The sequence below is a fragment of the Paenibacillus sp. FSL H8-0175 genome (genome assembly GCF_045040615.1).
GTDB classification, from domain to species: Bacteria; Bacillota; Bacilli; order Paenibacillales; family Paenibacillaceae; genus Paenibacillus_AQ; species Paenibacillus_AQ odorifer.
Genome location: NZ_CP150299.1, coordinates 2,037,298 through 2,058,210, shown reverse-complemented (window position 1 = coordinate 2,058,210; position 20,913 = coordinate 2,037,298). Strand labels below are relative to the sequence as shown.

Annotated in this window: 15 protein-coding genes and 2 pseudogenes; 12 read left to right on the top strand and 5 right to left on the bottom strand. The window is 43.8% G+C overall.

From position 1 onward, the window contains the following. Positions 1-266: 266 nt before the first annotated feature. The 6 genes from MHH46_RS08790 (at position 267) to MHH46_RS08765 (ending at position 8,613) form a co-directional block, all read left to right on the top strand. Positions 267-1,313: a LacI family DNA-binding transcriptional regulator gene (locus MHH46_RS08790; RefSeq protein WP_076195090.1), complete on the top strand. Its 1,047-nt coding sequence runs from the start codon at positions 267-269 to the stop codon at positions 1,311-1,313. A 222-nt stretch (positions 1,314-1,535) separates the two neighbouring features. Next, positions 1,536-2,192 carry a beta-phosphoglucomutase gene (pgmB, locus tag MHH46_RS08785; RefSeq protein ID WP_076195088.1) on the top strand — a complete coding sequence of 219 codons (657 nt, stop codon included), beginning with the start codon at positions 1,536-1,538 and terminating at the stop codon, positions 2,190-2,192. A 319-nt stretch (positions 2,193-2,511) separates the two neighbouring features. Then, the gene (locus MHH46_RS08780; protein WP_076195086.1) at positions 2,512-4,830 is read left to right on the top strand and encodes a glycoside hydrolase family 65 protein; all 2,319 of its coding nucleotides are present in this window, start codon (positions 2,512-2,514) and stop codon (positions 4,828-4,830) included. An 88-nt stretch (positions 4,831-4,918) separates the two neighbouring features. Then, entirely contained in the window at positions 4,919-6,601 is a 1,683-nt protein-coding gene (locus MHH46_RS08775; protein WP_076195084.1) for an alpha-glucosidase, read from the top strand. A 145-nt stretch (positions 6,602-6,746) separates the two neighbouring features. Further along, positions 6,747-7,610 carry an AraC family transcriptional regulator gene (locus MHH46_RS08770; RefSeq protein WP_175618914.1) on the top strand — a complete coding sequence of 288 codons (864 nt, stop codon included), beginning with the start codon at positions 6,747-6,749 and terminating at the stop codon, positions 7,608-7,610. Positions 7,611-7,761: 151 nt separating this feature from the next. Continuing rightward, positions 7,762-8,613 (top strand): DegV family protein, encoded by an 852-nt coding sequence (locus tag MHH46_RS08765; RefSeq protein WP_076126458.1) that lies wholly within the window; start codon positions 7,762-7,764, stop codon positions 8,611-8,613. A 64-nt stretch (positions 8,614-8,677) separates the two neighbouring features. Here MHH46_RS08765 and MHH46_RS08760 read toward each other — a convergent pair whose 3' ends face one another. From MHH46_RS08760 to MHH46_RS08740, 5 genes are all read right to left on the bottom strand, one after another. Then, complete coding sequence (locus MHH46_RS08760; protein ID WP_076195082.1) at positions 8,678-10,315, bottom strand: PAS domain-containing protein; 1,638 nt, start codon at positions 10,313-10,315, stop codon at positions 8,678-8,680. Positions 10,316-10,523: 208 nt separating this feature from the next. Next, the gene (locus tag MHH46_RS08755) at positions 10,524-11,225 is read right to left on the bottom strand and encodes an ABC transporter permease (RefSeq protein WP_256717259.1); all 702 of its coding nucleotides are present in this window, start codon (positions 11,223-11,225) and stop codon (positions 10,524-10,526) included. After that, on the bottom strand, positions 11,209-12,129 hold the full coding sequence (locus MHH46_RS08750; protein ID WP_076126453.1) for an ABC transporter ATP-binding protein: 921 nt from the start codon (positions 12,127-12,129) through the stop codon (positions 11,209-11,211). Before MHH46_RS08750 ends, MHH46_RS08755 begins: the two co-directional genes overlap by 17 nt. 117 nt (positions 12,130-12,246) lie before the next feature. After that, complete coding sequence (locus MHH46_RS08745; RefSeq protein ID WP_076195080.1) at positions 12,247-13,182, bottom strand: sensor histidine kinase KdpD; 936 nt, start codon at positions 13,180-13,182, stop codon at positions 12,247-12,249. Further along, positions 13,182-13,898: a response regulator transcription factor gene (locus tag MHH46_RS08740; protein ID WP_036684414.1), complete on the bottom strand. Its 717-nt coding sequence runs from the start codon at positions 13,896-13,898 to the stop codon at positions 13,182-13,184. The genes MHH46_RS08745 and MHH46_RS08740 overlap by 1 nt, the downstream gene beginning before the upstream one ends. Positions 13,899-14,056: 158 nt before the next feature. Here MHH46_RS08740 and MHH46_RS08735 point away from each other — a divergent pair, with 158 nt between their 5' ends. The 6 genes and pseudogenes from MHH46_RS08735 (at position 14,057) to MHH46_RS08710 (ending at position 20,881) form a co-directional block, all read left to right on the top strand. Further along, positions 14,057-15,028 carry a phosphodiester glycosidase family protein gene (locus tag MHH46_RS08735; protein WP_076195078.1) on the top strand — a complete coding sequence of 324 codons (972 nt, stop codon included), beginning with the start codon at positions 14,057-14,059 and terminating at the stop codon, positions 15,026-15,028. Next, entirely contained in the window at positions 15,025-16,038 is a 1,014-nt protein-coding gene (locus MHH46_RS08730) for a bifunctional glycosyltransferase family 2/GtrA family protein (RefSeq protein WP_076195076.1), read from the top strand. The genes MHH46_RS08735 and MHH46_RS08730 overlap by 4 nt, the downstream gene beginning before the upstream one ends. 625 nt (positions 16,039-16,663) lie before the next feature. Continuing rightward, positions 16,664-17,485 (top strand): annotated as a pseudogene (locus MHH46_RS08725) (SpoVR family protein); the annotation flags it as partial. Between the two features lie 263 nt (positions 17,486-17,748). Then, entirely contained in the window at positions 17,749-18,384 is a 636-nt protein-coding gene (locus MHH46_RS08720; protein WP_076195281.1) for an FMN-dependent NADH-azoreductase, read from the top strand. Positions 18,385-18,533: 149 nt separating this feature from the next. Further along, positions 18,534-19,070: a TetR/AcrR family transcriptional regulator gene (locus MHH46_RS08715; RefSeq protein ID WP_076195279.1), complete on the top strand. Its 537-nt coding sequence runs from the start codon at positions 18,534-18,536 to the stop codon at positions 19,068-19,070. A 420-nt stretch (positions 19,071-19,490) separates the two neighbouring features. Then, positions 19,491-20,881, top strand: a pseudogene (locus tag MHH46_RS08710) (SpoVR family protein). Positions 20,882-20,913 lie beyond the last annotated feature (32 nt).

The following is a 20,913-nucleotide window of genomic DNA, read 5'->3' as shown; positions in this document are numbered from 1 at the left end:
CTAAGTTCTTGCATCCTTTAAGCCATACGTTTGCATTCAGCGAATGCTCTTTTCGCAAAATTCAGACCGCATTTATACATATTAAGATCAAAATTCCCGAATCATTCATACTTTTTTGGTGAAAAGCAACAATATTACATTGAAATTTCTTGTGTTCCTTCCAAAAGTAGCAATTTCCTCCTTTTGAATGACTTTATCTATTTACAATTTAGAACTCTTAGATTAATATTACTGTGTAAAGCAAACGGTTCCATAAGGAGGTTTCAATGACAGTTACCATTAAGGATGTGGCCAAGAAAGCGGGAGTATCTCCCTCCACGGTATCCCGGGTATTGTCCAACCATCCCAGAATCAGCCTGGAAACTTCCCGCAAAGTTAAAGCTATTATGGAGGATATGGGCTATACCCCTAACATGATGGCTAAGAGCTTGGTGTCGAAAACTACTAACAGCATCTGCTTCAGTCTTCCTAAACCTGCTGAAGAGCTGTTCTCTAATCTATTTTTTATGGAATTAATTCGCGGGATCGTTACACAAGCCAGCCGTTCCGGTTATGATGTGCTGATAAGCTCCGGAGCGAACGAGAAAGAAGAACTGGAAGCCGTTTCACGACTTCTGAAGGGTCGCCGTGTTGACGGCGTTATTCTGCTTTACTCTCGTACGGATGATGCCGTTATTGATTTTCTAGAGAGCAACGATTATCCATTCGTGCTTGTTGGCCGGAGTGATAAATATGAGAATATTTTATCAGTCGATAATGATAATGTGATGGCAGCATACGATGCTACGAACCACCTCATTTCCATGGGGCATAAACGTATTGGCTTCGTAAGTGGACCACCTAATCTAATCGTTTCTCGTGACCGTCTCGCCGGATATCGTAAAGCATTGCAGAATAGCGGTTTAGAAATGCGGGATGAATGGATTGTAGAGGGTGAATTTCTACAGGATAGCGGCTACAGAGCGATGTCCTTTTTCATGAATTTGCCGAATCGACCCACTGCGCTGGTAGCGGTGGATGACATGGTATCGTTCGGAATTTTGCGTGGGTTGAACGAACTGAAATACAAGGTTCCAGACGATCTCGCCATTGTAAGCTTTAACAATATTCCATTATCTGAATTATCTAGTCCTCCGATCAGCAGTATTGATATAGGAATTTATCATCTTGGCTACACCGCATCACAAGTACTTATCCAAAATATCAAGAGTCCGGATAACGGTTCAGGTCATACCAACCGATTTGTCATTCCCCATCGTCTGATCGTGAGAGAGTCATCCATGCACTCTCAGGCAAAGCATAAAACCGAATGAATAAGTGAAGCGTTTAATCGCTTCATTTATTTTTTGAAAATCTGTACAAACGTTTGCGCTAAATCATACAATACTTAATGATCCAGTTCTTTATGGGTGATTTCTAGGATCTTAGGTTAGGATAAACTTACACATCTTAATCAAAGTTTAAACGGTTTAATAAGATTCTAATACGGCATCCGCTGGATCACGACGCTGTCAAAACTTTTAGGAGGTACTACAATGTCGGAAATTAAAGCCTGCTTGTTCGACTTGGACGGAGTAATCGTCGATACAGCCAAATACCATTATATCGCTTGGAAAGAGCTTGCAGATGGACTGGGGTTTCTTTTCACAGAACAAGATAACGAACGCCTTAAGGGAGTCAGCAGAACGGCTTCACTAAATATTTTGCTGGAAATCGGTGGACTAACGATTGCTGAAGAAGAGAAAGCTAAGCTTGCGGAACAGAAAAATAATCGTTATGTCGAATATATTGCGAAAATGGACAGTTCTGAGATTCTGCCAGGTGCGCTTGATTTCCTAAAAGAGTGCCGCGCGAATGGCATCAAAGTCGCTCTCGGTTCTGCCAGTAAAAATGCAATGACGATCTTGAATAATACCGGATTAACCCCTTACTTTGATGCAATCATCGATGGAACTCACACTAGTGCTGCTAAACCAGATCCGGAAGTGTTCCTGTTAGGAGCCAAAGCACTGGATGCCGCACCTGAACATTGTGTAGTCTTCGAAGATGCAGAAGCGGGAATTGAGGCCGCTACCCGGGCCGGTATGTTCAGTGTTGGCATTGGTTCGCCGGAAACCCTCAGTGCAGCGAATATTGTGGTTCCATCGCTCGCTCATATGAGTGTGTCCGTGCTCAAAGAATCTTTTGCATAAATATAGTGAACATAATGAACTCAAATAGTACTGATTTGAGTTGTTATGGACATTCCTACCAGAGATTAAATGAACTAATAATTAATCGTTAACTTTCTGGTGATGAAGTGACGGAGAGGAATTTTGGAACTGTAGAAGCATAGCGTTCGCCTTTATAATCAGATTTCATCCGCAAAATGTGGTTTAAATATAGAAATCTGATTATAACAGCGATCGAAAGTCCAAAGATTCATCGCAGTCACTTTTATATCACCGGAAGTTTAACAAAAGATTTGTTCATTTTATATATCCCCCTAACATATTTAAAGGAGCGGTTATCGTGAAACAATATTTAACAATTGATGAATGGTCCATTATTGAGGAATCCTTTGATCCACAGACGCAAGAAATTTCTGAAAGCGTATTTAGTCTTGGTAACGGATTTATGGGTGGCCGGGCCAATTTCGAAGAGCAATATAGCGGCAACAGCCTGCAAGGCAGCTACATGGCGGGCGTCTACTACCCTGACAAAACACGTGTTGGCTGGTGGAAAAACGGCTATCCTGAATATTTTGCCAAAGTACTTAACAGCACGAACTGGATCGGTATTAACATTGATATCGAGGGTATCCCCCTTGATCTGGCAAAGTGCACCGTTTCCGAATTCCGCCGTGTACTTAATATGAAAGAAGGAACGCTCTCCCGTAGCTTCACTGCCACTCTCGAAGATGGTAAGGAAGTTAAAGTAGAAAGTATCCGGTTCGTAAGCATGACTCGTCAAGAAATCGGCGCGATTCGCTATTCCATCATTCCTGTCAATTTCTCAGGCAAGATTACGATTACTCCTTATCTTGATGGTGATGTGAAGAACAAGGATTCCAACTATGACGAGAAATTCTGGAATGAAGTTGAGAAACAAGCGGGACCTGATCATGGACATCTCACTCTTAAGACTAAGAAACTCGACTTCCATGTCACCTCTGCTATGGCTTTTGATATCCTTGTCAATGGTGAGAAGGTAACTGCCGAAGCAGAAGCGATCGAACAAGAGAAATATGTAGCCAGCAAACTGGACGTAACCGCACAAGCGGGCAATCAAATCGTCATTTATAAATATGTAGCCAATGTTACTTCTAGGAATCACGGTCTGGGACAATTGGTCGACGCCGCCCAAACTGCTCTGCAAGCTGCTAAGGAAGCCGGATTTGTAACTCTTTTGACCGAACAAATTGAAGCTTGGAGAGAAAAATGGAAAGAAAGCGACATCATCATTGAAGGTGACGTTTCGGCTCAGCAAGCGATTCGCTTTAATATTTTCCAACTCAATCAAACCTATAATGGTGAAGATGACCGCCTGAACATTGGCCCGAAAGGCTTTACCGGTGAAAAATACGGCGGCAGCACTTACTGGGATACAGAGGCGTATTGCGTTCCCTTCTATCTCAGTACGGCGGACTCCTCCATTGCCCGCAATTTGTTGATCTACCGTTACAAGCACTTAGAGAAAGCTAAAGAAAATGCCCGTAAGCTTGGATTCAAAAAAGGTGCGCTATACCCAATGGTTACTATGAACGGTGAAGAGTGCCACAACGAGTGGGAAATTACATTTGAAGAAATTCACCGGAATGGTGCCATTGCCTACGCTATTTACAACTATGTGAACTACACCGGAGACAAAGCTTATCTGGGACAATATGGCCTTGAGGTTCTCGTGGAAATCTCCCGCTTCTGGGAAGAACGTGTTCACTATGCATCACGCAAAGACAAATACGTAATGCTCGGCGTAACGGGCCCGAATGAATATGAGAATAACGTTAATAATAACTGGTATACGAACCGTATGGCTTCGTGGACTATGGAATATACCATGGAAGCACTGGCATACTTGCAAGAAAATGAGCCTACTCGTTATGCTGAGCTAGTTGACAAACTAGGGCTGCAAGAGAGCGAAACTACAAAATGGAAAGACATCATTGCTAAGATGTATTATCCTGCGGATGAAGAGCTGGGTATCTTCTTACAACAAGATGGCTTCCTGGACAAAGAGATCATTCAAGTCAAAGATCTGGAACGTGAGCATCTGCCACTTAACCAAAAATGGTCATGGGACCGTATCCTGCGTTCTTGCTTCATTAAACAAGCAGACGTTCTGCAGGGATTATATTTCCTGGGTGACCGTTACGATCTCGATACCAAAAAACGTAACTTCGACTTTTATGAACCGATCACTGTTCATGAGTCCTCCCTTTCCCCTTGTATCCACTCCATTCTAGCCAGTGAGCTGGGATATAAGGATAAGGCCTATGAAATGTACTTGCGTACTTCAAGACTGGATCTTGATAACTATAACAATGATACAGAAGACGGCTTGCACAGCACTAGCATGGCTGGTACTTGGATGTCAATCGTACATGGTTTCGGCGGACTCCGCGTGCATGACGGCAGACTGACACTGAGCCCATCTAACCCAGGTCACTGGACCGCTTACTCTTTTAAAATCATGTTCCGCGGCTCCCGTCTGAAAGTAAGCGTTACGGATGCACAAGTTACTGTTACGAATGAAACTGATATCCCTGCTTCTATTACTATCTACGACAAAGAATATACCGTAAACGGACTAAGCAGCATCACTGCTGATAGCAATTCCGTCACAGTATAAAACTTACACCCAAGAGACCCTTGAAGCTTAATGCTTTTGGGGTCTCTTTATTTTTTAGGAAGATAACTTATATAAGGAGTGATTTTGAATGAACAGAACCTTTTGGAAAGAAGCCGTTGTCTACCAAATCTATCCCCGCAGCTTTCAAGATAGCAATGGTGACGGGATTGGAGATCTGCAGGGAATCATTTCACGTCTGGATTATTTGCAAAAGCTAGGTGTCGACGTAGTTTGGCTGTCACCTGTATATAAATCGCCAAATGACGATAACGGTTATGACATCAGCGATTATCAAGATATTATGGATGAGTTCGGCACATTGCAGGATTGGGAAGAATTACTGACTGAATTGCACGCCCGTGGCATAAAACTAATGATGGACCTTGTAATCAATCATTCCTCAGATGAGCATCCTTGGTTCGTAGAATCCCGTTCTTCAAAAGATAATCCATATCGCGATTACTACATTTGGCGTCCGGGTGGACCAGATGGTGAGCGCCCCAACAATTGGAGTTCTGTATTCAGCGGCCCGGCTTGGGAACTGGATGAAACCACTGGTGAATACTATCTGCATCTGTTTTCGCGCAAGCAACCGGATCTCAACTGGGAGAATCCGCAGCTGCGTGAGGAGTTATACAAGATGATCACCTTCTGGCTCGACAAGGGTGTGGATGGTCTACGAATGGATGTAATCAATATGATTTCTAAAGTGGAAGGTCTCCCATCCTCTCATAGAGACGGCCTTGCTCCCGGGGAACTTGCTTGGGGCGGCGAATATTATATGAATGGACCACGTGTTCATGAGTTTTTACATGAAATGAATGACAAAGTGTTATCCAACTATAACATTATGACTGTCGGCGAAACTCCTGGCGCTACAGTTGAAGATGCCATCCTTTACACGGACGAGGAACGTAAAGAGCTGCAAATGGTATTCCAGTTCGAGCATATGGATGTGGACTCGGGTCCTGACGGCAAATGGGACGTAGCCCCGTGGACGTTGTCGAAGCTGCGCGATATTCTTCATAAATGGCAAGTGGGTCTGGCGGATAAGGGTTGGAATAGTCTTTATCTTAACAATCATGACCAGCCACGTATGGTCTCAAGATTCGGGGATGACGGTAAGTATCGTGTGATCTCTGCCAAAATGCTCGCTACCTTACTGCACACGCTGAAAGGGACACCCTATATTTATCAAGGCGAAGAAATCGGGATGACTAATGTAAAATTCACAGCCATTGAACATTATAAAGACATTGAAATCCTCAATATGTATCGCGAAAAGGTTACCGAAGGCGGCGCTGATCCTAACAGCGTGCTAAACGCTATTCATATCAAAGGCCGTGATAATGCGCGCACTCCGATGCAATGGGATGATTCTGCGAATGCCGGCTTTACTGAAGGGGAGCCGTGGCTCAAAGTTAATCCGAACTACAAGGAAATTAACGTGGAGCAGGCCCTGGCGGATTCGGATTCCATCTTCTATTATTACCAAAGGCTGCTTGCTTTGCGCAAAAAAAATCCGATCATGGCTTATGGCGAATACAAGCTACTTTTGCCAGAGCATGAGGATATTTATGCCTATACGCGTACTCTGGATGACGAGAAGTGGCTGGTGCTGCTCAATTTCAATGAGGTTCCACAGACTGTTGATCTTTCCGCAGAGCTAAGTAAGGCTACGGAACTTATTATTGGAAATTACCCTGATGATGCACCCACACGGGAATTATTACGACCTTATGAAGCAAGAGTGTATCGATTGAAAGACTAACTTTGTCTATCTTCCTGAGTTATACTATTTAGGATGATTTTTTATGAGATTATCCTTCTGCCTGCTACCTGTCATTAGAGAGCACGGAATAACAGGATTTTGCAAATGCAGCCTGATAGTATGAACTTAAAGGGAGATGACGGACTTGGAATGGCTTATCCGCATGAAAGAAGCTTTAGATTATATGGAGAGCAAGATGGAGGAATCTGTGACCATTGAAGAAATCGCCAAGGTTGCTTACTCCTCCCCCTTTCATTTCCAGCGCATGTTCAATATGCTTACCGGAGTATCTATTAAAGACTATATCCGTAAGCGCAGATTAACTCTGGCTGCACAGGAGCTTGCTATTTCTAAAGTTAAAGTGCTGGATGTTGCACTGAAATACGGATATGACTCGCCCGAGTCGTTTGCCAAAGCATTCCGCAAGGCACATGGAATTACTCCTTCTGCTGCGCGGGAGTCAGGGGTACAGCTCAAGGCTTTCCCTAGACTCTCCTTCCATCTATCACTGAAGGGAGATAAAGAAATGGACTACAGAATTGAGAAAAGAGACGCCTTTAATGTTATCGGACTAGTAGAGGAAATGACAACGAAGGATGGGGAGAATCTGCGCCGCATCCCTCAGTTGTGGATAGAAGCTAATGAAAATGGTACGTCGGATAAGCTGATTGAGCTCGGTGAAGATAAGGATTTATTAGGCATCTGCTCTGACATGAACCATGATAAAGAAACCTTCTCCTATTGGATCGCTGTCGAAGCTACTCCAGAGACTGATGCACAGGGCTTTGCTTCTACAACAATTCCAGCTGCAAGTTGGGCTGTGTTCACCTCAGTAGGGCCGATGCCTGATGCGATCCAGCAGGTATGGGCACGCATTTTCCAGGAGTGGTTCCCTTCCACAGGCTACGAGCACACAGGCGGACCTGAGTTTGAGCTATATCTTCCAGGGAGACCAGACGCAGAGGACTATCGTTGTGAGATATGGATCCCTGTTACGAAAAAAGAATAGAACTAAAAAGACTATCGAAATCCCGATAGTCTTTTTTCTTGTGATTGCCTACTATTTCATTTTGAGAATTGGCATAGTCTTGGTATAATAAATAGATTATGTAGTTCTATAATGATTATTGTCATCCGAATTATCGGTGAAGGAGAATTTCATGTCTACTGTAAAAATATTTTCAGACAGCACTTCCGATTTACCTCAAAACTGGAAGGATACTTATGACATCGGCATCGTTCCTCTTTATGTTGTATTTGAAGAAGGTACCTACAAAGATGGTGAAGATATTACACCCGAGGAAGTGTATCGCCGTGTAGCCGCTAGTGGAGTATTGCCGAAAACGGCAGCACCTTCGCCAGCAGATTTCATTGCTGCATTTCAACCCGTGATTAGCAGCGGACAAGATATTGTATATATCAGTCTCTCCTCCTCACTATCCTCTACATATCAGAATGCACTTTTGGCTGCCGGGGAATTTCCTGAGGGACGCGTACAGGTTATAGATTCGCAAACCTTGTGCGGAGGCATTGCCCTCCTTGTTATGAAGGCTGTCAGAGCTGCTGAAAAGGGCCACTCTGCCGTAGAGATTGCAGCCATGCTGGAGCACAGCCGCAGCCTTGTGGAAACTGAATTCGTTGTGGATACGCTAGATTACTTATATATGGGTGGACGCTGTTCAGGCATGCAGAACTTCATCGGTAGTCTGCTCAAAATCCGTCCTGTTCTTAGACTGGTAGATGGGAGCATCATACCTACCAGCAAAATCCGTGGCAAAAAAGAAAAAGCTGTGGAACAAATGCTCCAGAACGCTTTGGTTCATGTCGATCGAATGGATAATGAGTTGCTCATCGTGGTCCATACCTTGGCGGAAGAAGATGCGCTCTATCTGGAGGCAGCACTACGAGAGAAAACTCAAGTTAATGAAATAGCAATCCTCCATGCGGGTTGTGTAATTGGCAGCCATTGTGGGCCGCATACTGTAGGTCTCATGTATATGCTTCAGGACTAATAACACACAAATCTCCGGCCATTGCTTCTTAAGCAAATGGACCGGAGATTTGTGTGTAACCCCCCTAGTTTGAAGTTACTTCCAGCTCTATATCTTCTGCTCTGCAAGGCAACATAAAACGAAACGTAGAACCTTGATTCTCTTCACTTTCTACAAAGATCGTCCCACCCATCAGCTCCACAAGCTGTTTACAAATCGCCAGTCCCAAGCCTGTGCCTCCATATTTACGGTTTATGGACGGATGCAGCTGTGAGAAAGATTGAAACAATAGATTGAGTTTGTTACCGGCAATTCCTACACCTGTATCCCGCACTGAAAACTCCAACAAAAATTCTTGTTCATCAGATAGTGGAATGTTCTTCACCGATAGGGTCACGCTCCCACGTTCCGTGAATTTCAGCGCATTGCCTACCAGATTCACGACAATCTGCCGCAAGCGGATCGGATCAGCAATGATTATGGTTGGAACGCTAGTATCCATCCACCAACGTAATGCCAGCTTCTTCTCTTCCGCTTTCGGTGCAAATAAATCAATGACGTCTGAGATCATCTCGCGGAGATCAAACTTCTCGGATTGTAGTGACATTTTACCTGCTTCCATTTTGCTGAAATCAAGAATGTCATTCAAGATCTGCAATAACGTATAACTACTGCTGCGTAAAATCTCGGCATAACCTCGCTGCTCTTCTCCAAGTTCAGTATCCAACAATAGATCAGCCATTCCGATCATCCCGTTCATCGGCGTCCGAATTTCATGGCTCATCATCATTAAGAAATCAGATTTGGCTTGCGCTGCCTGCTCTGCTGATTCTTTCGCACGAATGATTTCTCGCTCATTCGTAATATCACTGAAGGCAATAACCGCACCGGCGATCAGCCCTTCATCAATAAGAGGTGCTACCCGATAATTAACAAAAAAACTGGTGCCATCCTTACGCCAGAAGATCTCATCATCTTTCTTACGGATGATTCCATCCTCTATCGTAAGACTAATCTGGCAATCAGGTGTCGAATAACGCGAACCATCACCTTGGATATGATGGATATAATCCATAAGCTTCAAACCCATCAATTCTGTTGGTTGGTAGCCTAACATATCCGCTGCCTCACGGTTAATAAATAGAGCGCGCCCCGTTGTATCCAGCACAAAGATTCCCGCGGAGACGGAATTCAGAATGAGACTCGATTGTTGATCCTTCACAGCTACTATTGAGCTATCTTTGGAGCTGATCTCCACTTCGCCCGTGATAGGTAATTCAGTATCTAAGGTGTCCGCTAATTCATCTAGCCAGTCTTGTAACAATTTTGCATGTAAAAGAGCGCTTCCGTTAGCCACTTGAGTAATCGCGAATACCCCGGCGATCCCTTCTTCCGTTCTGATCGGTAATAGTTTAACGCCTACGCAATCTGAGCCTTTTTTGGGATTCTCTAAATCTTGTAGCTCAAAGCTTGAGGAGTTCCCCTGCAGAGCAGCCTCAAAACTAGCAATATTGCCAAGTTTTTTTCTCTTTGCTGATATCGGACTTGTATTTTGCAACTTCGCTTCTGCGCTCAAGCCTAGATGAAAAGTTCGATTGGTTCCTACGCAGCGACCTTGTCTATCCAGAACGAATATCAAATCAGGATGATGGTCATATAACGATTTATAAGCGCTCTCTTCCGAAAGCAACCGTCTCAGAATGGACGTCCAGTCTTTATCCACAGTTCACATCCCCTCAGGCTCTCTCATCCATTATCATTACCCCTAAACGAGCAATGTTCATCTAAAATTTTAAATATATTTCATATCTATTATATCAAAATTACGGAAATCAGTCGTAGATAAACGTCAAATTCCCCCTTTATAACCCAATCACGATGCTTTTTCATCGTTACAAAAGGGTTATAAAAGGGGGTGAATTCCGAATCTATTAGGCTATATCTTTATGTTCAATGTTGCGAATAGCCATATAGGCAATACCTGCTCCTAGCAAACCAAGTGAGATCGACACCGCCGCTAAATTACCTAAGCGAGCTTGATCAAATCCCCCAGAAATTAGGGAGGTAACTAACACAGCTGAGACGATGGTGGCAGGGACCGATTTTTTCTTCATTCCAAAGTACAATGGGATTAGAGCAATACCCGCTGCGTAAAAAGCGTTTGCACCTAACTTAATCAGCTCTGAAGTGATTACATGAAGGGTCAGTTCACCCGGAATAAGCCCTGCAAAGGAATTGAATCCTACTAGGATAGCGCCGACTACAATATCTGCCACGATAATGGCCACAAATGTGAAGGCGAACACTATCAATATTTTCGCAGTCATCAGCTTTTTACGTGAGATAGGATACATGAAGAGAAGAGTAATGGTGTTGTTCTTATACTCATCAATCACCAGCTTGCTAATAATAACCGAAGCGAAAATAATATAAGCAGCCTTTACAAAAACGAACACGCCCTCAAACAACTCTGCATAAGAAGCAAACGACGGTTCGCTCTCATTTTGATCAACGAATAAAACCATAATCATAAAAGCAAGAATCGCAAGATTGACGATTGCTGCACCTGTAAGAAGCGTTTTTAGCTTATTCTTCCGAATCTCCAAAGATATTAATTTAAGCAATGCCTTCACCCCCAATCAATTGCAGAAAATGATCTTCCAGCGTATGTTGTTTTTTGCTGATACTCTCAATTTCCACATCTGCTAGCACTAACGCCTTATTCAGATCACGTTGTGAGATTCCACCGTCATATATTCTAACTGTAATATGGTCCAGCACTTTGAAATTATTAAGCCCAAGCTTATGCTCCAACACATACACTGCTTTATTAATCTCATTCGTAACCACTTCGATATATTCAGTATTTTGGCCACGAATGGAATCCATCGCCACTTCTTCTACCAGAGCACCCTGCCGGATCACACCGATCGTATCAGCAATCTGCTCTATTTCCCCCAGAATATGACTAGATACAAGTAGCGTCATTCCATATTCACGGCTAAGCATCCGGAACACTTCACGCATCTCCTTGATTCCCACAGGATCTAGCCCATTAATCGGCTCATCCAAAATGAGCAGTTCAGGTTTCGTCATGAAGGCTCTGGCAATACCCAGACGCTGCTTCATCCCAAGTGAAAATTGCTTCACCGGCTTTTTATCGACACCTGTGAGCTTTACCAGCTCCAGCGCTTCACCAATCGCTTGCGGATCATAATAGCCCATGTACTCTCCGTGCAAAATCAGATTTTCTTTGGCTGTCAATTTATCATAAAACACTGGATATTCAATGATGCAGCCCATCCGCTTCAGCATTTCGTAAGAATGCTCAGTCATTTTTTCATTAAAAAATTCAATTTCTCCACTCGTAGGTTTAACTAGGTTCGTGACCATTTTCATCACGGTAGTTTTGCCAGCACCATTCGGTCCAAGAAACCCGTAAATTTCACCTTGCTTAATATTCATATTCACATTGCTGACAACTTCTTTACCTTGATAGGTTTTCGTTAAATTTCTTGTCCGAAGTATTGTAGTCAATTCCGCGCTCCCCTTTGTTTTCGTCTCGTCTTCCTTAGTTCTTATTGTACACAGCAGAATTTTCTTTTTTATTACTCGTTTCTTACGAAAATCTTAAGCTGCGCACAATTCTATTCCTTAGAAGCGTAATCTGCGAAAAGTAAGGGTAAACACTGTTCTCACATACGGCTGACTAACCAGTGTAATCGTTCCATTCATTTGCTCCGTTAATCTTTTGGTGATCGTCAGACCTAGACCGCTGCCTTGATAAGCCCGATTTCTTGAGTCTTCCAGCGTATACAGACGCTCAAATACTTTATCCTGGTGTACTTCACTGATGCCTTTTCCCCGGTCCCACACCTCTATGTATACTTTGTTCTCATCACTATAGAGCTTTAATCCTAATACGCTCCCAGCGTCGCCATAAGAAATTGCGTTCGACAACAGATTGGACAATATTCGATCAAGAGCCTCTTCATTTCCCATGAAGTAAACAGCCTCATCCGGAATCTCAATCTCCACCTCACTGCCCTTAGCGCTGAGGATATCATAGAAAGAAAGGATGTTGCGTCTGCATACTTCACCTGCCTCAACTCGTGAAAGCGCAATTTCCCGATCCCCTGATTCCAGCTTGGACAAATCAAAAAACTTGTTCATCAGCTGGATCACTTCATTGGCTTTTTGATGAATCATCTTCATCATCCGTTCCCGTTCCCCGGCCGGCAAATGCTCATCCTGTTGAATGGTCTCAATATAACCAAGCACAACCGTTAGCGGAGTCTTAAGATCATGAGAAATATTAGACAGCATATTACGCATGGATTTCTCCAGCCTAACGCGCTCAATGCTTCCTTTATGATTGATATCCAGCAGCCGGTTCAGGTCAATCAGCACGCTCTGCAGCTCCAAATTACCGCTGAACAGCAGCAATCTTTCATGTGAGCCTTCCTCCATAATGCTGCTTAACTTGTCATGCATATATCGCAAATCATTAGAAGCTTTACGCGAATTCTGATATTGCCACACAATGACGGCGAGTAAGAGCACAATGACAACACCTAGCACCGCGATCATTATAGCTGTTCTCCCAGCTTATACCCGATGCCCCATAACGTCTTAATGTATTCGGGATGGGAGGGATCGTCTTCTATTTTTTCACGCAATCTTCTCATATGTACATTAATGACGTTCTCATCCCCGAAATAATCATCCTCCCATACGCTCGCATAAATCTGCGCTTTGGTAAATACTCGGCCCGGATGCGTCACAAACAGCTTAAGAATATGAAATTCCTTCGACGTTAGCTTTACTTCTTCCCCATTCTTCAACGCAGAGAAGTTATCTAAATCTACAGTCAATCGGCCAATGGAGATCATTTGCTTCACCGGAGCTTGATCTTCCACTTGGATACTGGGAGATGCATAACCTGCACGACGGATCGCTGCCTTCACCCTAGCCGCTAGCTCAATCATAGAAAAGGGCTTCGTAATATAATCATCCGCCCCAAAGCCTAACCCAAGCGCTTTATCTACATCACTGTCTTTAGCGGACATGATCAACACTGGAACCAGACTCCCCGCACGGATAGTCTGAAGAATGTCAGTCCCGCTTCGCTTCGGCAGCATAAGGTCTAACAGCACAAGATCAAATGGACCACCGGTCCGAAATGTTCTCTCCGCTACTTCACCGTCAAATACAGCTTCAATCTCATAACCTTCTTTTACCAAATAAGACCTGACCATTTCACTGATTGCTTCGTCGTCCTCAATCAGCAGCACACGCTGTGGCATGTCCAAACCTCCCCGTAGTCGAAAACCTCTTCGTTAAATTATACCAATTTCCCGGAGCTCTTACTATTTCGGTTTTTATTTCAGCTTTTATTTCAGTTTCATTAAAGGTAGCCCAGGTATTATGGCCATAACAACTTACAAAATGAGGTGATGCTTCAATGTTGAACAAGAGAAGTAAGCAAGCCTGGAGCTTCAAACGAAAGCTGCTGATCGTGATGATCATTGTCCTCCTGCTTCTCGGCACAGTGATATATAGTCTGGCAGATCGTTACTTAATCGAACATGTCGAAGTCGTAGTTGCGGATGATGCAGCTACAACTAGCAGCTCAGGAGCTACAGCCGTTACAGCTGCCGAAGTTAACGCAACCTCTGACGACTGGAATTACTCCAGCGATGATATTCAGATCCAGATCGACCAAGTGCAGACCGGTTCCGGTTCAGACCAGATCACTTATTTTGTCGCTGATATCGTCCTCAAGGAAGCGAGCAGTCTGCGCACTGCTTTTGCCGACAACAGCTTTGGAACAAACATCACTGAGGATACCTCGGACATTGCTTCCGCGAACCATGCGATTTTTGCCATCAATGGTGATTACTATGGCTTCCGCAATGACGGAGTGATAATCCGTAACGGCACGGTGTATCGTGATGATCCTGTGCGGGATGCAATGGCGCTGTTCGATGATGGGACAATGCAAACCTATAACGAGGAAGAGATTTCTTCCTCTGAACTGCTGGCGCAAGGGGCCACCGATACCCTTTCCTTTGGTCCGATTCTGATTCAGGACGGGGAGATTGCCAGTGATTTCAGCAATGTCAAAATCGATACCAACTTCGGCAACCATTCTATCCAGAACGCGAATCCCCGCACCGCAGTTGGTATGATCGCACCAAACCATTATGTGTTTGTCGTAGTTGACGGGCGCAATGAAGGGTACAGCCGTGGGATGACCCTTACTGAGCTAGCTGATGTAATGTCCGACCTTGGCGCCACAGAAGCCTACAATCTGGACGGCGGTGGTTCATCCACTATGTACTTCATGGGACGGGTCGTAAATAATCCGCAGGGCAAAAACAAGGAGCGGGGCGTCAGCGACATTCTTTATATCAAGGAGGATGCAACATCATGACTATACTGATCCCAGCCTATGAGCCCGATGAACGACTGCTCGATTTGATTTTACAGCTGCATAATTTCCAGCTTGAACCTATTGTTCTTGTGGATGACGGCAGCGGCCCGCACTACCGTGGAATCTTCGATATGGCCGAAGCATTCGGCTGCACTGTCCTAACCCATGAAGTCAACCTCGGAAAAGGACGTGCTCTGAAGACAGGGTTCCAGTATATTCAGGAGGCCGGTCTGCCGGATTATGTAGTCTGCGCGGATAGCGACGGCCAACATCTGCCTTATGATATTAACCGGATCGTTGAATCTCTGCGGAACCAGACTACTCCGGGAATCGTACTCGGCAGCCGCCGGTTCACCGGAACCATTCCTCTGCGCAGCCGCTTCGGCAACTCTGTAACCCGGACGGTCTTTTCCTTAACTACAGGTACTAAGATTTATGATACACAAACTGGGCTGCGCGGCTACCCCCTATCAATGCTTGATTGGCTATGCCAGATTCCCGGCGAACGGTTTGAATATGAAATGAACATGCTGCTGACTGCCCATAAAGAGGGATACACCATTACGGAAGAGTACATCGATACCGTCTATCTGGACGATAATAAATCATCCCATTTCCGGCCTCTGATGGACTCCTTCCGGATTTATCTGCCGATACTGATGTTCAGCACTTCTTCGCTGCTGTCAGCCCTGCTCGACTTCACACTCTTATTCCTGTTTCAGAGGCTCAGCCATAACCTATTCCTGTCCGTCGCGGCCGCGAGATTGTGCAGCTCTGTCTTTAACTATTCTATGAACCGAAAATACGTCTTCACAGGCGGCAAACGCTCCAAGATTCAGGCTTCGCTTCCCAAATATTTTGCGCTGGTGATCCTCGTATTGTTGTTCAACTATGGGCTACTCTATTTCTATAATGAAAAGCTGATTATTCCGCTTGTCGCCGCCAAGCTACTGACCGAGGCTTCAATCTTCCTATTCAGCTATTGGGCGCAACGGAGGTTTGTGTACTGAGGGTTTGGGAACTATGGGGAAGGTTACGTTCTCTCGACTGCTTATGCTTGTGTGGTGAGCTATCGGGAATTTGTGAAGCACTAATTGGACACTTGTGGAGCACTTTTCGAACACATGGAGTACTAATCGGATACTTGTGGAGCTTCTATCGGGCACCTATGGAACTGCTCCTCGAACACATATGGAGCATCTATTGGGCACCTATTGGGCACCTATCGGACACAGATGACACTAATCGCAGTATTATTCCACTTTTGGTATGCTAACGGACCCCATTGCCGCTATTGGCAAGAAAGACACCACATATGAGCCTCTTTCTGCGGGATAGCGTCTGTGGGGTCCGCAACCCTGCTCAAAAGGCTGGAAATTTGCAAATAACGTCAGCTGAGTCCGAATTCACCGAGAAGGATACCGTTGATAGAATTCGCATACAAAAAAAGCTAGTGCTTCCTTCCAATAATGTATACAAAATCACATTATCTTCACTCAGAAATTCAGAACGTCATACACTCATCTTCTCTCCCATATACTTAAATGGAACAGTCCCGGACGTTGTCGCGGAACCTTTGCAGCCTTGTCAGAATAGGTTGCAGCATAAGCCCAAGCTGGAGGGAGAGAAAGATTCATGCCAAGCGAAGAAATTAATGCGCTAGAGCGGGCCATTGCCGAGATTACGGAAATAGCCACTGGCTTCGGTTTAGATTTTTATCCCATGCGTTATGAAATATGCCCCGCAGATATTATTTATACATTCGGCGCTTATGGAATGCCTACACGATTTGGACACTGGAGTTTTGGAAAAACCTTTCATAAAATGAAATCCCAATACGATTTCGGACTGAGCAAAATATACGAGCTCGTTATTAACTCCAACCCTTGTTATGCCTTCCTGCTGGATGGAAATTCACTGATTCAGAATAAGCTGATCGTTGCCCATGTGCTAGCGCACTGTGATTTTTTCAAAAATAATATGCGTTTCTCCATGTCCAACCGAGATATGGTCGAGAGCATGTCAGCTACAGCAGATCGGATTGCCGGTTATTCTGTAACTTACGGAACTGATGCTGTGGAGAGCTTCATCGATTCAGTGCTGGCTATCCAGGAGCATATAGACCCCAGTCTGATCCAGCCACGCAAGCTGGGCAAAACTCACCTACTGGAAGCTAAGATGAAGGAGCTCAAAGACGTCCCTCCAGGCGGCTCGAAATCAACCAATCCTTATGACGAATTATGGAATTTAGATAAAAGCAATACCGGGGCACAGGAAGCACCCTCAGGAAACCGTGCTTTCCCCCCGGAGCCAGAAAAAGATATGGTCTGGTTTATCCAGCAATATTCCACTGTTTTGGAGGATTGGCAGCGTGACATTATGACGATGCTCCATGACGAAATGCTCTACTTCTGGCCACAGATGGAGACAAAAATCATGAACGAAGGCTGGGCTTCGGTCAGCTAAGGTGCTTACGCAAAAAGGCTCTCTACAAACGATGAAGCATCGTTTATGGAGAGCTTTTTTATTTCAGATTCATCCCCTTCGTGGATTGTGTCCGATTGGCCGCTTCTCTTTTTCCAAAACTATTTCAATCAATGCTAGCTGAGTGTTGGATTTGCAACAATTCAATAAAATTGATGGTTTGTTTAGTAGATTAATCGTTTTATACTAACTTTAACAACAATTGTTGTAAACATAAAAGAATAGAGGAGATTATTATCACTAAGGTATTATTTATTACAGCAAATCCAAATGACGAAAATCGTTCGTTTAGTATGGCAGCAGGAAAGGCATTTATTGAAACATATAAAGAGACCAACCCAACGGATGAAATCGTGACCTTGGATTTATTCAAAGAAGATATTCCAAATTTAGATGCAGATGTTATGAGTGGTTGGGGGAAACTTCGTGCAGGACAGCAAATTGACGCTCTTTCAACTGAGGAATTAGCGAAAGTTAGTCGCCTAAACGAAATTCTCGATCAATTTATTGCAACGGATAAAATGATATTCGTAACGCCGATGTGGAACTTCTCATTCCCATCCGTTGTGAAAACATACATCGATGCCGTAGCTGTACCTGGTAAGACGTTTAGATATACGGAGACTGGTGCTGTTGGCTTACTTCATAATAAGAAAGTGCTTCATATTCAAGCTCGCGGTGATTTTTATTCAGAAGGTCATTTAGCAGATGAAGAGCTAGGCGATCGATATTTAAAACATATTATGAACTTCATGGGTATTACTGAATATGAAGGTTTATTTATTGAAGGTCAAGCTAAAATGCCAAATAATGCCGAGAAAATTAAAGCAGCAGGCATCGAGCGTGCCAAGCAATTAGCACAAAGCTTCTAATCGTTTATTATCTTTATACTGCACTTCGTAGTCCATACAAAAAATGGACCATGAAGTGTTTTTTTCGAAAATTTTTTCTGTTATAATGGGGTCACCCATTAATCCAACAAGTGTCAAAAAGTATTAGTATTTTAAGAAGGAAGGTACAAATGAAAAAACAAGATCCACGGATTCAACGAACAAGAGAAAATATCATGAATGGTTTTATGAGACTGATTAAACAAAAAGATTTTAGTGATATTACCATTAGTGATATTACACAAGAAGCAGAGATTAACCGTTCAACATTTTACTATCATTTTGTGGATAAATACGATTTAATCGATGTGATTCAAAGAGAAGTTCTTACGAAAGAAATTTTTAATGAAGTAGCCTTACAAGAAGTCATCAATGAACAAACAATTATTATGTCCCTCCAAGCTATTATGAGTTCTCAAATAAATTTATCCTTACAATGTCAACATGCTCTTGAAGAATTCAAATCGAAAATGGACTATGAAATTAAACAACGATTGACGGAAACACTTCAAGCTTTATTAGATAAAGAGCATGGTGTGAAGGAAGAACATTATTTACTGGCTACATTTTGGAGTTGGGGCATCTACGGGGTTGCAATGGCTTGTGTAGAGGGGAAAGAAACTTTGCATACGGCGGTAAACCGTTTGACAAATATCATTTTAGGCTAGTATAGAAACCATTCTATAAATTCTCCACCCCATAGTTTCTTCTTTACTTCAAGACGCCTTGAAAATCTCTCTCGCTGTTATACTTTTCGTTTGTATTATCTTTGTTGGAGAAGAAGCGAATGACTTCAGTCATTTTCAACAATGAAGGTGTCCTGTCTCAACTTCAGCAAGCTCAGAAGGATCGCAAGGATGGAATTTCCACATACAGTGATAGCGAGGAAGAATTCGCCAAATTTCTGAATGAGGAATCATCTATTTATAAATACGTTTGGGTGGTGGCTACGATAGTTCCCCCGTCATATTGCCTCCCCTCCTCCCATATACATAGTATGAATAGCATTTTTCGATACAGGTATCCGCATTTCATATAGGTTCTGCCCCATACAGGCGGTGCCCAGAGTAGGAAGGAGAGAAAGATTCATGCCAAGCGAAGAAATTAATGCGCTAGAGCGGGCCATTGCCGAGATTACGGAAATAGCCACTGGCTTCGGTTTAGATTTTTATCCCATGCGTTATGAAATATGCCCCGCAGATATTATTTATACATTCGGCGCTTATGGAATGCCTACACGATTTGGACACTGGAGTTTTGGAAAAACCTTTCATAAAATGAAATCCCAATACGATTTCGGACTGAGCAAAATATACGAGCTCGTTATTAACTCCAACCCTTGTTATGCCTTCCTGCTGGATGGAAATTCACTGATTCAGAATAAGCTGATCGTTGCCCATGTGCTAGCGCACTGTGATTTTTTCAAAAATAATATGCGTTTCTCCATGTCCAACCGAGATATGGTCGAGAGCATGTCAGCTACAGCAGATCGGATTGCCGGTTATTCTGTAACTTACGGAACTGATGCTGTGGAGAGCTTCATCGATTCAGTGCTGGCTATCCAGGAGCATATAGACCCCAGTCTGATCCAGCCACGCAAGCTGGGCAAAACTCACCTACTGGAAGCTAAGATGAAGGAGCTCAAAGACGCCCCTCCAGGCGGCTCGAAATCATCCAATCCTTATGACGAATTATGGAATTTAGATAAAAGCAATACCGGGCCACAGGAAGCAACCTCAGGAAACCGTGCTTTCCCCCCGAGCCAGAAAAAGATATGGTCTGGTTTATCCAGCAATATTCCACTGTTTTGGAGGATTGGCAGCGTGACATTATGACGATGCTCCATGACGAAATGCTCTACTTCTGGCCGCAGATGGAGACGAAGATCATGAACGAAGGCTGGGCTTCCTACTGGCATCAGCGCATCGTTCGCGAACTAGATCTGACCGAAGAGGAAACTGTGGAATACGCAAAATTGAATTCATCCGTCGTGCAGCCCTCACGGCAAAGCCTGAATCCTTACTATCTGGGGCTGAAAATCTTTGAAGACATCGAACGCCGCTGGGACCGTGAGAAAATCTTTGAAGTACGTGAGTTGGAATCCGATACCTCCTTTATCCGCAGCTATCTGTCGAAGGAATTGGTGAACGACCTCGATCTTTATGTTTTTGAGAAAAAAGGCCCCGAATGGAAAATCACCGATAAAGCATGGGAAAATGTACGAGATCAACTGGTGCTCGCCCGGGTCAATGGCGGGTCTCCTTACTTGGTCATTGAGGACGCAGACTTCGAGAAGAATGGTGAATTATTTATAACTCATCGCTATGAAAGTATCGAGCTGGATCTGAAGTATCTGGAGCGCACACTCCCTCACATCTACTCTTTATGGGGGCGGACGGTTCATCTACAGACGGTTGTGGAAGACAAAAAGGCGCGTTTTTCATACGATGGCAAAAAGGTACAGCGGAAGTTTATTTAAACTAAAAAAAGCGGCAGACCTAAACGGGTATT

Excerpts from the sequence above, each read along its gene's own strand:
- MHH46_RS08790 (WP_076195090.1), top strand. The coding sequence starts at position 267 with ATGACAGTTACCATTAAGGATGTGGCCAAGAAAGCGGGAGTATCTCCC.
- pgmB (WP_076195088.1), top strand. The coding sequence starts at position 1,536 with ATGTCGGAAATTAAAGCCTGCTTGTTCGACTTGGACGGAGTAATCGTC.
- MHH46_RS08775 (WP_076195084.1), top strand. The coding sequence starts at position 4,919 with ATGAACAGAACCTTTTGGAAAGAAGCCGTTGTCTACCAAATCTATCCC.
- MHH46_RS08765 (WP_076126458.1), top strand. The coding sequence starts at position 7,762 with ATGTCTACTGTAAAAATATTTTCAGACAGCACTTCCGATTTACCTCAA.
- MHH46_RS08745 (WP_076195080.1), bottom strand. The coding sequence starts at position 13,182 with ATGATCGCGGTGCTAGGTGTTGTCATTGTGCTCTTACTCGCCGTCATT.
- MHH46_RS08740 (WP_036684414.1), bottom strand. The coding sequence starts at position 13,898 with ATGCCACAGCGTGTGCTGCTGATTGAGGACGACGAAGCAATCAGTGAA.
- MHH46_RS08735 (WP_076195078.1), top strand. The coding sequence starts at position 14,057 with ATGTTGAACAAGAGAAGTAAGCAAGCCTGGAGCTTCAAACGAAAGCTG.
- MHH46_RS08730 (WP_076195076.1), top strand. The coding sequence starts at position 15,025 with ATGACTATACTGATCCCAGCCTATGAGCCCGATGAACGACTGCTCGAT.
- MHH46_RS08715 (WP_076195279.1), top strand. The coding sequence starts at position 18,534 with ATGAAAAAACAAGATCCACGGATTCAACGAACAAGAGAAAATATCATG.